Source organism: Streptomyces sp. NPDC101160 (assembly GCF_044768205.1).
GTDB lineage: Bacteria > Actinomycetota > Actinomycetes > Streptomycetales > Streptomycetaceae > Streptomyces.
Map to the genome: position 1 here is coordinate 59,777 of NZ_JBIWPJ010000015.1, position 14,325 is coordinate 74,101.

General features: G+C 74.1%; 16 protein-coding genes. 6 read left to right on the forward strand and 10 right to left on the reverse strand.

What is annotated here, in order from left to right:
- Nucleotides 1-74: 74 nt before the first annotated feature.
- Nucleotides 75-803, reverse strand: a complete 729-nt coding sequence (locus ACIRSU_RS35560; protein ID WP_403801488.1) for a leucine-rich repeat domain-containing protein — start codon at nt 801-803, stop codon at nt 75-77.
- Nucleotides 793-1,311: an NADPH-dependent FMN reductase gene (locus ACIRSU_RS35565; RefSeq protein WP_403801490.1), complete on the reverse strand. Its 519-nt coding sequence runs from the start codon at nt 1,309-1,311 to the stop codon at nt 793-795. Before ACIRSU_RS35565 ends, ACIRSU_RS35560 begins: the two co-directional genes overlap by 11 nt.
- Before the next feature lie 119 nt (nt 1,312-1,430).
- On the opposite strand from ACIRSU_RS35565, the gene ACIRSU_RS35570 reads away from it, so the two are divergent.
- The gene (locus ACIRSU_RS35570) at nt 1,431-1,910 is read left to right on the forward strand and encodes a carboxymuconolactone decarboxylase family protein (RefSeq protein WP_403801491.1); all 480 of its coding nucleotides are present in this window, start codon (nt 1,431-1,433) and stop codon (nt 1,908-1,910) included.
- A 228-nt stretch (nt 1,911-2,138) separates the two neighbouring features.
- On the forward strand, nt 2,139-2,369 hold the full coding sequence (locus tag ACIRSU_RS35575; protein WP_403801494.1) for a hypothetical protein: 231 nt from the start codon (nt 2,139-2,141) through the stop codon (nt 2,367-2,369).
- Nucleotides 2,370-2,416: 47 nt separating this feature from the next.
- On the opposite strand, the gene ACIRSU_RS35580 is transcribed toward ACIRSU_RS35575, so the two are convergent.
- Entirely contained in the window at nt 2,417-2,896 is a 480-nt protein-coding gene (locus tag ACIRSU_RS35580) for a nuclear transport factor 2 family protein (protein WP_403801497.1), read from the reverse strand.
- Between the two features lie 133 nt (nt 2,897-3,029).
- Between ACIRSU_RS35580 and ACIRSU_RS35585 the strand changes: the two genes are divergently transcribed.
- Together ACIRSU_RS35585 and ACIRSU_RS35590 are read left to right on the forward strand one after the other, a co-directional pair.
- Nucleotides 3,030-3,854, forward strand: coding sequence for a LysR family transcriptional regulator (locus ACIRSU_RS35585; protein ID WP_403801499.1), 825 nt, complete (start codon nt 3,030-3,032; stop codon nt 3,852-3,854).
- A 75-nt stretch (nt 3,855-3,929) separates the two neighbouring features.
- On the forward strand, nt 3,930-4,100 hold the full coding sequence (locus ACIRSU_RS35590) for a DUF6004 family protein (RefSeq protein WP_403801503.1): 171 nt from the start codon (nt 3,930-3,932) through the stop codon (nt 4,098-4,100).
- On the opposite strand, the gene ACIRSU_RS35595 is transcribed toward ACIRSU_RS35590, so the two are convergent.
- Both ACIRSU_RS35595 and ACIRSU_RS35600 read right to left on the reverse strand, forming a co-directional pair.
- Nucleotides 4,090-4,506: a VOC family protein gene (locus tag ACIRSU_RS35595; protein WP_403801505.1), complete on the reverse strand. Its 417-nt coding sequence runs from the start codon at nt 4,504-4,506 to the stop codon at nt 4,090-4,092. The two genes, ACIRSU_RS35590 and ACIRSU_RS35595, sit on opposite strands and share 11 nt — an antisense overlap.
- A gap of 74 nt (nt 4,507-4,580) precedes the next feature.
- A complete protein-coding gene (locus tag ACIRSU_RS35600) occupies nt 4,581-5,498 on the reverse strand; it encodes a LysR family transcriptional regulator (protein ID WP_403801508.1) in 918 nt (305 codons plus the stop codon).
- Between the two features lie 61 nt (nt 5,499-5,559).
- Here ACIRSU_RS35600 and ACIRSU_RS35605 point away from each other — a divergent pair, with 61 nt between their 5' ends.
- Complete coding sequence (locus ACIRSU_RS35605; RefSeq protein WP_403801511.1) at nt 5,560-5,904, forward strand: DoxX family protein; 345 nt, start codon at nt 5,560-5,562, stop codon at nt 5,902-5,904.
- Between the two features lie 70 nt (nt 5,905-5,974).
- On the opposite strand, the gene ACIRSU_RS35610 is transcribed toward ACIRSU_RS35605, so the two are convergent.
- Complete coding sequence (locus ACIRSU_RS35610) at nt 5,975-6,382, reverse strand: hypothetical protein (protein ID WP_403801513.1); 408 nt, start codon at nt 6,380-6,382, stop codon at nt 5,975-5,977.
- A 239-nt stretch (nt 6,383-6,621) separates the two neighbouring features.
- On the opposite strand from ACIRSU_RS35610, the gene ACIRSU_RS35615 reads away from it, so the two are divergent.
- Nucleotides 6,622-8,079 (forward strand): protein kinase, encoded by a 1,458-nt coding sequence (locus tag ACIRSU_RS35615; RefSeq protein ID WP_403801516.1) that lies wholly within the window; start codon nt 6,622-6,624, stop codon nt 8,077-8,079.
- Nucleotides 8,080-8,116: 37 nt separating this feature from the next.
- Here the strand turns inward: ACIRSU_RS35615 and ACIRSU_RS35620 are convergent, their stop codons facing one another.
- The 4 genes from ACIRSU_RS35620 to ACIRSU_RS35635 all read right to left on the reverse strand — a co-directional run bounded on the left by ACIRSU_RS35620 (nt 8,117) and on the right by ACIRSU_RS35635 (nt 14,162).
- The gene (locus tag ACIRSU_RS35620; protein ID WP_403801609.1) at nt 8,117-9,523 is read right to left on the reverse strand and encodes a hypothetical protein; all 1,407 of its coding nucleotides are present in this window, start codon (nt 9,521-9,523) and stop codon (nt 8,117-8,119) included.
- A 341-nt stretch (nt 9,524-9,864) separates the two neighbouring features.
- On the reverse strand, nt 9,865-11,409 hold the full coding sequence (locus tag ACIRSU_RS35625) for a protein kinase (protein ID WP_403801519.1): 1,545 nt from the start codon (nt 11,407-11,409) through the stop codon (nt 9,865-9,867).
- Nucleotides 11,406-11,966, reverse strand: a complete 561-nt coding sequence (locus ACIRSU_RS35630; RefSeq protein ID WP_403801522.1) for a hypothetical protein — start codon at nt 11,964-11,966, stop codon at nt 11,406-11,408. The genes ACIRSU_RS35625 and ACIRSU_RS35630 overlap by 4 nt, the downstream gene beginning before the upstream one ends.
- 105 nt (nt 11,967-12,071) lie before the next feature.
- Nucleotides 12,072-14,162 carry an N-6 DNA methylase gene (locus ACIRSU_RS35635; protein WP_403801524.1) on the reverse strand — a complete coding sequence of 697 codons (2,091 nt, stop codon included), beginning with the start codon at nt 14,160-14,162 and terminating at the stop codon, nt 12,072-12,074.
- Nucleotides 14,163-14,325 lie beyond the last annotated feature (163 nt).

Here is a 14,325-nt window from a genome sequence, read left to right on the forward strand (position 1 = left end):
ACGGCGTGCGGCAGTTTGCAGCGCGTGCGGCCCTTCTTGACGATGCGTGCGGCCGGGGCGCGGCGGCAGCGCGATCAACGCAGCACGACGCAGCCCCGGCGCTCCAGCTCGGCCACCAGCCCGTCCTGCGGCTCGCACCAGTTCCAGCGCAGGTCGAGCTTCTCCAGCGACGGCAGCCCGTCCACGACCCACTCCGGAAGGCGCGTGATGCGGTTGCCGCGCAGGTCGAGCTGCCTCAGGAGCGGCAGCCCGGCGAGGGTGGCGGGCAGGGCGGTCAGGGCGTTCTCGCGGAGTTCGAGGATCCGCAGCTCGCGCAGCCCGGCGACGGAGGCGGGAAGGTCGGTGAGCTGGTTGCCGCGCAGCCACAGCTCCCGCAGCCGCGCCGGCCCACCGATCGAGTCGGGGAGCGCGCTCAACCGGTTGTTCTGCGCCCGCAGTTCGACGAGCCCGGCCATCTGCCCGATCTCGTCCGGCAGCGCCGTCAGCATGTTGTCGCCGACGTTGAGGTACCGCAGTCGCGTCAGCCGCCCCAGCGACGGCGGCAGCTCGGTCAGCTCGTTGTCGTGCACGTAGAGAAAGGCGTCGAGGCCGACCAGCTCGCCGAGTTCGTCGGGGAGGGCGGCCAAGCGGTTGTGCCCGAGGTCCAGCGTCGACAGCCCCCGCAGCCGCCCGATCGCCGCCGGCAGCTCCGTGATGCCCGTGTCGGCGAGGATCAGCACCCGCAGATCCTCGCCACGCTCCCACACCGACTCCGGTACGGCGTCCAGCGGCCGCCGCCACAGATTCAGTACGTCACTGCTCACCGTCGGCGCCCTTCGCCAGCGTCACCAGCACCTCGCCGAGCACCCGCCGCACGTCCCCGTCCACCGGCACCCGTACGCACGCCTCCTCCACCACCCGCGCGCCCGTGTACCCGAGCACCGTCCGCAGCGTGGCCCCCGCACCCTCGCCGCGCCCCGGGGCCGCCGCGTTCACCCAGGCAGTGGGCTTGTCGCTGATCTCGACGCCGCCGACCGTCCAGTCGAGCAGGTTCTTGAAGGAGCCGGGCAGCGTCCCCGCGTACTCCGGCGTGCAGATCAGCAGGGCGTCCGCCTTCCCGATCGCCGAGCGCAGGGCGGCGACGGCGGGCGGCAGCGGATCGCGGTCGTCGTCGGGGTTGAAGTGCGGCAGGTCGGCGAGACCGTCGAACCGGACGGCCTCCACGCCCACCGTCGGCGCCACCTCGTGCGCGGTGCGCAGCACGGCCTCGTTCGTGGAGGCGGCGCGCAGGCTGCCGGACAGCAGAAGGACCACAGGTCGCGTCGTTGTCATGCGCCCAACGTACGCGACCGGTCACGTGACGCAGGTCACTCCTGCAGGTGTCACAACTCGGCCGTCCACTCCGTCGTAGGGGTGGAAGCGCACGAGAGACAACGGCAAAGGAGCCCGCCATGGAACCCCGTCTCAACCCCTTCGGCAGCCCGATCACCGGCAAGATCTTCAAGCACTTCGCCGGCGCGGGCATGGCCCTGGCGGACACCACCCTGCCCATGTCCACCCAGGAGCTCGTCAAGATCCGCGCCAGCCAGATCAACGGCTGCGCCGGCTGCCTCGACATGCACACCAAGGAGGCCGCGGCGGCGGGCGAGACCGCCGTCCGCCTCGCCCTCGTCGCCACCTGGCGCGAGGCCACCGTCTACACCGACGCCGAGCGCGCGGCCCTCGCCCTCACCGAGCACGGCACCCGCCTCGCCGACGGCTACGGCGTGCCGGACGAGGTCTGGGAGAACGCGGCCAAGCACTACGACGAGGACCAGCTCCTCGCCCTCACCGCGCTGATCGCCCTCATCAACGCGTACAACCGCCTGAACGTCATCCTCCAGACGCCGGCGGGCAACTACGAGGTCGGCCAGTACAAGAACCACGTCTGACCCTCACCTCACCCCTTCACTCCCTCCCCCTTCCCCTCCGACGTGCTCCTCCGCCAGATGACGGCGGAGGAGCACGTTCGCGTCCGTCTCCGCGCTCCCGTCGTACGCGAGGCGCGCCGCCCGGCGGCGGGGTCGAGCGCGCGGGCCGGCCGCGACCGGCCACGTATCTCACCGGCCGGGCTCTCGTTGGTCACGCCGTACCAGTCGTGACTCCCGGAAGGCGGACCCATGAAGTCCACGTCCAAGATCGTCAGTGGTGTGCTGTTGGCCGGGGCCATGGCCCTCGGGTCCGCCGGGGTGGCGGCGGCCGACGGGCCCGGCGACGGCGACGCGCCCGCGCCCCGCCCGAACGTGGCCCCGGACGCGGCGCCGTCGGCGGCGCAGGGCGTGCCGGCCCTCGACGGCCTGCCCCTGTCCGGCAACCAGCTGTCGCCGCTCGGCACGCTGCTCGGCGCCTGAGGGCGGGCGGGCCTCAGCGGCCGGCGAGCCGGCCGAGTTCCGCCCGGTCAGCCGAAGATGGCGGTCGGGTCGCCGGTGTACCAGGTGTTCTCGATGCGCAGGCGCCGGATGACCCAGCGCTCGCCGTCCCTCACCAGCTCCACCTCATAGGGGTTCTTGAGCAGCGCGTGCGTGGCGTGGTCGGCGGCGAGCAGGTGCTGGGCCTCGACGAGGGCGGTGGCGTGGGCGGTGTCGCCGTCGAGGGCGATGCGGACGTTGGTGACCTGGTGGGTGGTGTCCACGCGGCCGGTGAACATGGCCAGGATCGTCGTGACGATGGTGTCGCGGCCCGCCATCACCGGCGGCTCGGCGCCCCATTTGGCGGCGGCGGGGCGGAAGTCGAGTTCGGCGTCGGGGGCGAAGGCGGAGGCGAAGAGGTCCTTGTCCTTGAGGTCCTGGCCGAGGCCGAAGCGGTAGAGGGCGTCGGTGATCTCGGCGCGGTCCTTGAGCTCGGCGACGGCGGTGGCGAGGGCGGCGACGTCGGTCATGATGTTCTCCCGTTGCAGGTGTCGGGTGGGGCTTTCGGTACGTCTGATCCTGCTGCGGGCGGCAGGGGGCATCAACGCGCACCTGCGCAACGATCGTTAAGCGTCGGTTGACGAATGACGGGGGCGGGCGGGGATGTTGGAGCGGCACGAGCTGGAGGCGTTCCTGACGCTCGCCGAGGAGCTGCACTTCGGGCGCACCGCCGAACGGCTGCACGTCTCCACGGCCCGGATCAGCCAGACGATCGCGAAGCTGGAGCGCCGCATCGGCGTCCCGCTGTTCCACCGCACCAGCCGTCGCGTCGAACTGTCGCCGCTCGGACGCCAGTTGTACGAGGAGGTGCGCCCGGCCTGGTCGCGGATCACCGACGCGGTCGAGCGGGCCGTCTACGCCGGGCGGGGTGTGACCGGGGTGCTGAAGGTCGCGTTCACGGGGCCGGCGACGGGGCAGTTGCTGATCGGCGCCACGCAGGCGTTCCGGGTCCGGCATCCCGAGTGCGAGGTGCGGATCAGGGAGGCGCGGCCGTCGGACGTGCTGCCGTGGCTGCGCGCGGGCGAGGTGGACCTCGCGCTGGCCGGGCATCCGGTGCCCGGGGAGGACCTGGCGACGGGCCCGGTCCTGGTGCGCGAGGCACGGATGGTCGCCGTGCCCACCGGCCATCCGTTCGCCCGCCGCGAGAACATCGCCCTCGCGGACCTGGCACGCGTGACGGTGCTGCAGGATCCCGAGACACCGGGCGAGGCGGCCCTCACGTACAACGAGGTGCTGACCCTCGTCGGCGCCGGCGAGGGCGTCTTCGTCGTCGGTGCGCACGTGCGGCGCTACTTCGCCCGCCCCGACGTCGTCTACGTCCCCGTCGCGGACGCCGAGCCGGTGGAGTGGGGCCTGGTGTGGCTCGCGGAGGGCGCGACGGCGCGGGTGCGGGCGTTCGGCGAGGCCGCGCTCGGCCTGGTGGCCTGATCTCGGCTCACTCGTTCAGATGCCGTCCCGGGCTTGTCGGCGAAACCCGCGCCAAGGCCGCCAGGCGACGGGGCGGTGCCGCTCTCGGGCCGGCTGGCCGGCCTGGAGGCCGACGGCGCGGAGCTGCGCGCCGAGAGTGACGTCCCGCTGGTGGCGGAGGACGCCACGGCCAAGGCGCGGATCACCGACGTGAAGCTGGTCCTGCGTGACACGCGCGTCGCCGGGACGGCGCCCGTCAACGGCTGACGGGCTGAACCGGCTCGACCCGGCGGCGCAGCAGGCAGAACTCGTTGCCCTCCGGGTCGGCCAGTACGCGCCAGCTCTCCTTGCCCGTCTGCCCCACGTCGGCCGGCCTGGCGCCGAGCGCGAGCAGCCGCTCCAGTTCGGCGTCCTGGTCGCGGTCGGTGGCGTTGACGTCGATGTGGAGCGGGAGCTTGCCGGCGCGCGGGTCGCTGCTGCGGCTGAGGAAGAGCGTGGGCAACGGGCTCCCGGAGCCGGACTCGGAGTCCGCGTACGCGCCGGGCGGCCCGATCTCGATGCTTCCGTCGTCTTCCCGGTTCAGCTCGACGTAACCGAGGACCTCGCTCCAGAAGGCGGCGAGCCGCTCGGGGTCGGCGCAGTCGAGGACGAGTTCGGTGATGCGGCATGCCATGCGCGGCAGTGTACGGAGCCGGCCACCCTATGAGCGACGCTTTTCCCCGCGTGGGCTTCACCTCGCTCTCGCCTTCACGTGGACGACCGGCTCGCGCCCTCCCACGACCCGGCGCCCCGGCAGCACCGCACAAACGCCCGAACAGCGGGGTCTGCGTCGTTCGCCGGAGCCCAGGCGATCGCGAGCCGGGTCGGGGAGACCCCACGGACGGGGCGGTAGACGACGCCGGGGCGGGCGTAGAAGCGCGCAGCGGAGGCGGGGGCGAGGGCGATCCCGTAGCCGTTGGCGATGGCGCTGAGCCAGTCGTCGGGGTGCTCGGTGACGGCCCCGATACGGGCCGGGTGCCCGTCGCGCTCGTCCGCCGCCAGCCAGTGGTCGCGCCACGCGCCCGTCCGGGCCGGGGCGGCGACGAAGGGCTCGTCCCACAGCTCGCGGAAGTCCAGCTCGTGGCGGTCCGCGAGGCGGTGCCCGGCGGCCAGGGCCACGCAGCGGGGCTCACTGAACAGGACGTGGGTACGCAGGTCTTCCTGACCGGGGAAGGGGAGTCGTACGAAGGCGGCGTCGACGTCGCCGTCCGCGAGCCCGGCGCTCGGGTTGGACCAGGCGGCCTGCCGCATCTCGACGCGCCAGCCGGGCAGGGCGCGGGCGAAGGCGGCGACGATGGCGGGCGTGGCCTCGTTGGCGGCGCTGGCGACGAAGCCGACGCGGAGGATCCGTTCCGCCCGGGTCGCGGTGCGGCGCGTCTCGGCGAGCAGCCGCTGCCAGTCGTCGAGCAGCACCGAGGCCCCGTGGACCAGGATCCGGCCGGCCTCGGTCAGGGCCATGCCCTCGCGGGAGCGGGTGAACAGCTCGACCCCGAGGTCCGTCTCCAGGCGCCTGATCTGCTTGGTGAGCGCGGGCTGGGAGACATGAAGCCGCTCGGCGGCGCGGGTGAGGCTGCCTTCGCGCGCGACGGCGACGGCGTAGCGCAGCAGCCGGGTGTCGACGTCCATTCCGCCAGGTTATAGAAGCATGTATTGGACGCCGTTCGGAGCGCGCGAGGAGGGTGGAGGCATGCCCCTCGCCACTGCCGTCACCCTGCTCACCATCGTCGCGAACGCCGGAATCGCCGCCCTGGACTTCGCCCGCGCCGACTTCGTCCTCGCCAACTCCGCCGAGGTACGGGTCCCCGAATCCTGGATCCCGGGGCTCGCCGCCCTGAAGGCCGCGGGCGCGGCCGGGCTGCTGCTCGGCCTGCTGGTGCCGGACCTGCGGCCGCTGGGCCTCGCCGCCGCCGTCGGTCTGGTGCTGTTCTACGTCGGTGCCGTGGCGACCCACGTCCGGACGCGGGTCTTCCACACCATCGCGTTCCCGGTGACGTTCCTGATCCTGGCCGTGGCCACGCTCGCGCTGACCTGACACGCGAAAGGGCCGGCCCCTACGGGCCGGCCCCTCCTGCGTGAAGACCGCGCGGAAACTCCGCGAGGACTTACTTCGCCTTGACGTCCGTCAGGCAGAGCACGAACTTGTCGGCGTCCCACTGCTGGGCCAGCGCCGAGTACTTGTTCTGGTCGCACTTGTTGAGGTCGAAGGTGTTGTCGTGCACCTCGGCGACCTTGTAGAGGTCCTTCTTGCCCGAGTTGCAGTCCTGGGTGTCGACCTTCGGGTCGTTCTCCGGGCCGCTGACGGTGACGCAGTCGCCGACCTGGGCGTGGACCGGGGTGTCACCCGTGAGGTACGGGATGCCGAGCTTGACCGCGAGGCCGACCACGAGGAGAACGACGAAGCCGCCGATCTTCTTCAGCGCGCCACCCTTCTTCTGCGGGGCGGGCGCGGGCGCCATGGGCGCGGTGCCCGGAGCGGCGGCGAACGGGTCGGACGGCGGAGGCGTGGTCATCTCGGAATCCTTGAGCGGCGTGGACACGATCAAACGCGCACGTTACAGACCGCAAAACGACCAAAAAGGATCTCTTCGTTCCGTTGTCCAATCAGATGCCGAGTCGTGATCCTGCCGGTCCGTCAGGCCGCACCGCCCGGCCTCGCCGCCGGGCCTCGCGATTGCGCCGACCGGGGTGCGTCCGGGCCGCCCTCACGCCATGATTCCGGCAGTGGAGTCGATCGAGGGGGCGACAGCCGGTGCGAGACCAACTCCTGGGCGGCCGATACCGGTTGGTGCGGCAGCTCGGCGCGGGCGGCATGGGGCAGGTGTGGGAGGCGCGGGACGAGTCGCTGGACCGGCTCGTCGCCGTCAAGGTGATCTCGCTGCTCGCGGGCGGCGGCAGCCACGGCGACGAGGCGCGCGCCCGGTTCCTGCGCGAGACGCGGATCACCGCCCGGCTGCAGCACCCCGGCATCGTGACCATCCACGACCTCGGGGAGACGGACGACAGCGCCGACCGGGCGCCGTTCCTGGTGATGGAACTGGTCAGGGGCGAGGGCCTGGACGCGATCCTGCGCCGCGGCCCCGTCGCCCTGCCCGACGCGGCCCACTGGGGCGCGCAGATCTGCGACGCGCTGGCCGACGCGCACCGGTCCGGAGTCATGCACCGGGACATCAAGCCGTCCAACGTCTTCGTCGCGCCCTCCGGCACCGTGAAGCTCCTCGACTTCGGCATCGCGCGCGCCGCCGACCCCTATGCGACGGCGGACCGCCTGACCCAGACCGGCTTCATCATCGGCACGCCGCCCTACATGGCCCCCGAACAGGCCCGCGGCTTCCCGGAACCCCGCAGCGACCTGTACGCGCTCGGCTGCGTCCTCTTCGAACTGCTCACGGGGCGGCTGCCGTTCCAGGCGCCGGACACCCTGGGCTACCTGTCGGCGCACCTCACGCAGGACCCGCCCGCGCCCGGCTCGGTGGCCCCGGGCATCCCGCCCGCCTGGGACGACCTCGTGCTGACCCTGCTCAGGAAGGATCCGGCCCAGCGGTACCCGGACGCCGCCGCCCTCGCGCGGGCACTGCGGCAACTCGGCGCCGACGCCCGTACCGCCGGCCCCGTGCCCGTTCCGCCACAGCCGGCGGAGTCCCGCGCCGAGCTCCTCGCCCGGCTCGCCGCCGCGATGCGCGCCGTGCACGACGCCGCCGCCGCCCGCACCCCGGTGGTGCGTGTCGCCGCCGCCCGCACCCCCACAGCGCGTGTCGCCGCTGCCCGCACTCCTGTCGTGCCCGCCACGAAGCCGCTCCGTCCGGCGGCCCCTTCCGTCCCCTCGGCGCCGTCGAAGGACCCCGACCGGGCACCGGCCCGCTTCCTCCTCCCGGCAGCCCTGTTCATGGTCGTCGTCCTGGCGTTCCAACCCCTATCCGCCTTGGGTCCGCTGACCTACTGCATCCTTCAGACAGTCACCCTGGCGCTGGCCGCCGCGCTCACCCCCCGCTCCGGGGGCGCGGCGCGTGGCGCGGGGTACGCGGCCGCGGCGCTCGACACCGCGGGCACCCTCGTGCTCCTGCTCGTGCCCGCGTCCCGCTTCACGTCCGAGGGCACCGAGATGTGGCCCTACGGCCTGATGTCCGCCGCGGTCGTCGCGACGTACTGCTACCGCGAGACCGGCACCCGCCGGGCCCGGCAGGCCGGTCGGGCCCTGACCGGCCCCTGAACGTGCGGATGTGCCGGGAAGACCTGCGCTGTGCTGCTCATCGCGCCGTCGCCACCGGGGCGATGTACGCGTAGACCTGCCCGTCCACGTGGGCGAGCGGCCAGCCGTGGGCGTACGCCGGAGGCGGGGCCGTTCGGGACGTGAGCACCGCCACCGGGATCCGCCGCGCCGTGCGGGACAGTGCCTCGGGCGTCGTGTTGGCGTTGTGGCCGTCGGTGTCGGCCGACGAACAGGCGGCGTAGAAGGCGATGGGGATGTGGGGTGCGGCGGTGCCTTCCCCGGTGAGCAGGCAGGGCGGCCGGACTCCGGCACGGTGCAGCGCGGCGGCGGTCCGTGCCCAGTTGTCGTGGCTGCCCGTGGCCCGCCCGACGAGTTGGTGCAGTACGGCACCCTGCACCGCCAGGTGCCCGACGAGCGCCACCGCGGCCAGTCCTGCCGCGACCGTACGTCCGGTTCCGCGCGGGAGTCGCACGAGGTGGACGAGTCCGTCTGCGACCGGGATCGCCATCAGGGCGTAGGCCGGCAGCAGGAAGCGGGGAGCGGCGTATCCGATCAGGAACAGATAGGGGAAGGCCACCGTCACCGCGCAGGCCAGGGGGAGCGCGGTGACCGCGGCCCGCCGGGTCCGGACCGCCACGGCGAGGCCGGCGGCGGCGAGCGCCGGCAGGGCGAGCCACCAGAGGAACAGCACCGGGTTCGGCATCCCGCCCGTGCACGGGCGGCACAGGATCCGGCCGCTCTGGCTGCGCATCTGGTCGTCGACGGCGATGTTCCAGTGCAGGCCGCCCTGGATGAGCGAGCCGTCGTGAAGCCGCCGGCTCAGGCCGCCGTAACCGGTGTACGCCTCGACGATCCACTCGGCGGCCCCGGCGGCGAGTCCCGCGGCGAGCGCGACGAGCAGCCAGGTGTGCCGCCACCGGCGCACGACGAGGGGTGCGACGATCAGCGGCAGGCTCACCCACACCGCGTCCATGGGACGCATCAGCGCCACCAGTGCCGCGCTTGCGGCGAGTCCCCACAAGGGCGTGCGGAGGGTCCGGTCCGCCTGGGCGCGCAGGAACCAGCCCACGCCGCAGAGGGCGCCGATCGCCACCCAGTAGTTGGGCATCGCCTGCGGGCCGTAGAAGAGCGTCACCCACAAGGAGGAGAACAGCGCGCCGCCCAGGGCGAGCACCTTCACGGGAAACAGCGGCCGCCACACGCGGAGGGCCAGATGGAGCCCGAGCCCGGACAGGACGGCGAGGTAGACCCGCAGCAGGGCGGTCGACGACGACCAGGTGGCGATCGGCGCCACCAGCAGCGAGACGCCACGGGCGCGCGGTGCGCTGAAGAAGGCGGCCGGCGCGTGGCCGCTGACCTGGCTGACGTACACCGTCTCGTCCCAGCCGAGCCCTATCCCCGGTCGCACGAGGACGAGTTGGGCCAGCACGAACGCCACCGCCACCGCAGCGGGAAGGAACGTGCTGTTCCGCAGCGGTCGTCGACCGGTCGTGCGGGCAGTCGGCGCGTGCAGGGTAAGGGTGGTCATTCGCCATGCCCTCTACGAGGTGGTGCCAGAGACGGACACAGGGCAAAACCGGGCAATCAGGTGAAGAGTGCTCGGGAGTGTAGCGCGACGGTGGCCGCTCCGGCCGGATGTCGGCGGGAGGAGTCGCACCTTGACGCACGCCGAGGCCGGAGCGGCACGGGACGGAGCTCCACGTAGGTCCTGGCCCAAGGGCCCCAGCCGTACGCCCCTTGGGCCCTGGCCCAAGGGCCCCAGCCGTACGCGCCTTGGGCCCTGGCCTAAGGGCCCCAGCCGTACGCGCCTGGGGAGCTCCTCGGGTCCAGCTGGCGCTGGTGGTCGAGCGCGCGGCGCAGCTCGGCGGCGAGGGGGTGGTACGGGCCGTGGGTGCGCTCGACGTCGAAGAGCAGCGCCCGCAGCTCGCTCTGGCCCGACGCGTGGTCGCCCATGGCGAGCAGCAGCAGGCCGATCCGGTGCCGGATGTCGAAGGCCCGCGAGCCCTGTTCGGCGGACTGCTGGAAGGGCAGCAGGGCGCGGTACTCGGCGAGCGCCGCCGCCGGGTCGCCGAGCTGCTCCAGGCACTGGGCCACGTCGAAGCGGAACTCCAGCGTCTGCGGGTCGGCCGGGCCCGCCTCCGCCGCCCGGTCGGCGGCGAGCCGGCGCAGCTCGGGCAGGGCGCGGCGGTACTGGCCGTCGTCCATCAGCGTGCTCGCGTACTGCTTGCGCAGGATGCGGACGACCGGCGACTGCTCGCCGTGCTCGGCGGCGGCCGCCGGGAGGATGCCGCCGAGGATGTCCACGGCCTGTGTGATCGAGCCCTCGCCGAGCAGCCGCTTCACCTCGTCCACGGCCGCCGCCACGTCCGGCCTGGCGGGCGCGGGGGCCGTCGGGGGTGCTGCCTGGGCGGCGGGGCGCTCGGGCCAGGGCGCGTGCGGGCGGCGGAACGGGCGGGTCGGGTCCAGCGGGCCGGAGGGGCCGGGAGCGCCGCGCTGCGGGAGGATCGGCAGCAGCGTCTCGTACACCTCCTCGGCGCTCGACGGCCGGGCCTGCGGGTCCTTCGCGAGCAGTCGGAGCACGAGCGTCTCCAGGGCCTCCGGCACCTCGGGCCGCAGCCGGCGCACGGGCACGGGCGGCTCGTACAGGTGCCGGTGCAGCACGCCGAGGGCCGTGGAGCCGGCGAAGGGCACGTTGCCGCTGAGGAGTTCGTGCAGCGTCACCCCGAGCGCGTACAGGTCGGTGTACGGGCCGACGGCGCCGCCCATCGCCTGCTCGGGCGCCATGTAGGCGGGGCTGCCGATGGGCGAGCCGGTGTGCGTGAGGCGGGTGGTGTCGGTGTCGAGGACGGAGGCCACGCCGAGGTCGAGCACGGTGACGGCGCCGTCGGGGCGGACCATCACGTTCCGCGGCTTGAGGTCGCGGTGCACGATCGGCACGGCGTGCACGGCGGCGAGCACCGCGCACAGCTGCGCGGCCACCGACACCGCCCACGGCCACGGGTACGGGTCGTGCTCGGCCAGGTGGTCGGCGAGGTCCGCGCCCTCCACGTACTGCATGACCAGGTACAGGTCGTCGCCGTCGCTGCCCGCGTCGTGCACGGTGACCAGGCCCGGGTGGTCGACCTGCGCCGTCACCCGGCACTCGCGCACGAAGCGGCGCCGCAGCTCGTCGGCGGCCGTCGCCGGGCCGCTGAGGCCGGCGGGCTGGAGCAGCTTGACCGCGACGCGCCGGTCGAGCCGGCCGTCGTAGGCCGTCCAGACCTGACCCATGCCGCCCTGGCCGATGAGGGTGGCCAGCTCGTAACGCCCGCCGACGATCCGGCCGTTCACCGGCCGCCTTCCCGGGGGTCTCTGCGGAGGAGGTCGCTGAGCTCGTCGAGTTCGGCGCGGACCTGGTGGATGCGGGGGTTCGGGGGCGTGACGGGCTGGGGCTGCGGCTGCGGCTGGACCTGCGGGTAGCCGTAGCCGGGCTGGGGCTGGTGCGCCGGGACCGTCGCCGCGTACGGGTTGTACGGCGGGGACGGCGGCAGGACCGGGGCCGGTGCGGCGGGCGTGCGGTCGTGACGTATGTCCACGACCAGGAAGTACGCCGTGAACGCCACCGCGTTGAGCAGGATCATCCCGACGACCCAGTCGGCCCGGGACGCGTCGGGGTCCTCCGGCATCAGCACCAGGCCCGCGATGACGACGGCGACCGAGACCGCGAGCAGGATCCAGTCCCAGGCCTTGCGGGTCAGCAGGGCGATGCGCAGCGCCGTCGCCCAGGTGAGGAAGCCGATGCTGAGCAGCGGCAGCACGGCGAAGAGCACGCGCAGCACGATGACCGACGCCGGCACCCCGCGCTGCGGCTGCGGGGGCACGGACGGCGGATAGCCCTGGCCGTACATTCCTGCTCCTGGGTCGAACCGAGTATCGAGGATGAGCGTATACACCGACTCGGACAGTCACCCAGGGGTCGTACGGAACGGACGGTCAGGGCCCGGCCGGGCCGGTCAGGGGGCGACCGTGCCGTCCGCCAGGCCGTCGTACATGCCCTGCACCAGCTGTTCCCCCAGCCGGCCCGCGAGCCGCAGCGCCTCCTCGAACTCCGCGAGGGCCCGGAACCGGTCCCCGTACCGCCGCTGTTCGGCGAGCGGCAGGCGTGGCAGCTGGAGGCGGCGGACGTCGAGCCGGGTGGCGGTGGAGGCGTACGAGCTGGCCTGGCGGTTGTTGGCGGTCGCGCGCAGGAATCCGGCGAGGAACCAGGGGTCGAGGGCCGCCGGGTCGGGGCGCAGGAGGTGCACGTTGCGGCCGAGGGCGGCGCCGGTGGTGGCCCGGTCGGCCGCGTCGACGACCCGGGCGACCGAGCCGCCGCCGAGGACCGGGACGACGACGTCGCCGGCGGCGAGCAGCGCCGGCTCCTCGGCGGGTTCGCCGGGCGGGGCCTCGGGCAGGGTGCCGGACGGCGGCTTGCCGGCGAGCACGTCGGTGTCGGTGAGGACGGCGACGGGGGCGGTCCCGGCGGCGGTCGTGCCGGTGCCGCCGGCGCGGAGGGTGAGGGCGCCGGCCCGGGCCAGCTCGCCGACGGTCGTGACGGGCCAGCGGCCGGCCGGGCCGCCGGTGTCGGCGGCGGGCGGCGGGGTCAGCTCGCGGGTACGGCGCAGGGCGGCGGTCAGGCGGTCGCGCACGCCGTCGAGCTGGGCCGCGCCCTCGGCGGCGGCGGGCGGCGGGAGATGGCGGGCGGGGGCCAGGTCGACGTCGTCGTCGAGGAGTTCGATGACGGGCACGGACCGGCTCTCGCCGGGGGTCTCGGCGAGCGTGCCGTCCTGGTCGAAGGGGCGCCAGGCGGCGAGGACGGCGGTCTCGACGGCGGGCCAGTCGAGCCGGTCGCGGCCCGCGGCGCTCGTCTCGGTCGCGGTGTCGACGAGGAGCAGCTCGGCGGGCGGGCGGGCGCCGGGGACGGGCCTGCGCAGCACCCAGAGGTGGAGCGGGATGCCGTACGGGGGCGCCGCGCCGGCCGGGAGCGCGACGACGGCCCGCAGCGCGCCGCGGCGCAGCAGGTCGGCGCGGATGCGGCGGCCGGAGCGGCGGGAGGCGGCGGCGGGCGGCATGAGCAGGACGGCGGTGCCGCCGGGGCGCAGCCGGGCCAGGGCGTGCTGGACCCAGGCCAGCTCGGACTCGGTGCGGGCCGGGAAGCCGTACTCCCAGCGCGGGTCGTAGGCGAGCTCGTCGTGGCCCCAGTTGCGCTCGTTGAAGGGCGGGTGGCAGACGACGGCGTCGACGGCGAGGGCCGGGAAGGCGTCGGCGCGGAGGGTGTCGCCGGGCAGCACGTGGACGGTGGGGCCCTTGGCCGCCGTGCCGCCGAGGGCAAGGCGGAGGGCGGTGAGCGCGGCGAGGTCGCGGTCGGCGTCCTGGCCGTGGAGGGCGGTGGCGCCGGTGGCTGCCCGGAGGAGGGCGCCGGTGCCGCAGGCGGGGTCGAGGACGGTGGCGGCGGGGCCGGCGAGGGCCGCCATGAGGGCGGCGGGGCCGGGCGGGGTGAGCGTGTACTGGCGCGGGTTGGCGTCCAGGTGACGGCCGAGCAGGAACTCGAAGGCGTCGGCGGGGCCGGTCTCGGCGGCCAGGTCGGCGGCGCCGCGCAACAGCGGGACGGACGGGACGAGTTCGTGGGCGGCCGGGGTGCGGACGGACCGGGGCAGGCCGAGGCGCTCGGTCAGCGTCTCCTCCAGCGGCACCGGGAGCACCTCCGCGAGCCGCTCGTCGGGCGCGGCGGCCAGCGCGGGCCAGGCGCCGGCCCGGTCCCGTACGAGAAGAAGGACGCAGCCCGCGTGCACGAGGGCGGTGACGGGGCCCGCGGGGTGGCCGGCGATCTGCTGCCAGACGCGCTCGCGCAGCGGGACCTCGGCGAGCTTGCCCTGGACGCGCAGCCACTCCTCGACGTCGGCGAGGGCGAAGGACGGGCTTGTCTCCGTGCCGCCGACGGGCTTGGGGAAGTCGGCGTGCCGGCGGCGCCAGTTGCTCACGGCCGCCCGCCCGACCCCGGCGAGGCGGGCGATGCCCGCGGCGGTCACCTCAGCTGCGGTCGCTTCGGCTGCGCTCTCCGGCATGTGCCGCTCCCCTCGTGCCCTCGTGTGTGACACCGATCTTACTGACGAACGCTGGCGACACCACTTCACAGCGTGAGCTGACCAAAACTTTGTGAACCGTGTTGACTCGGTTCACAGGCTCTGCTGTGATTGATCCATCGCGCCAGACAAACTCACTGTCCGG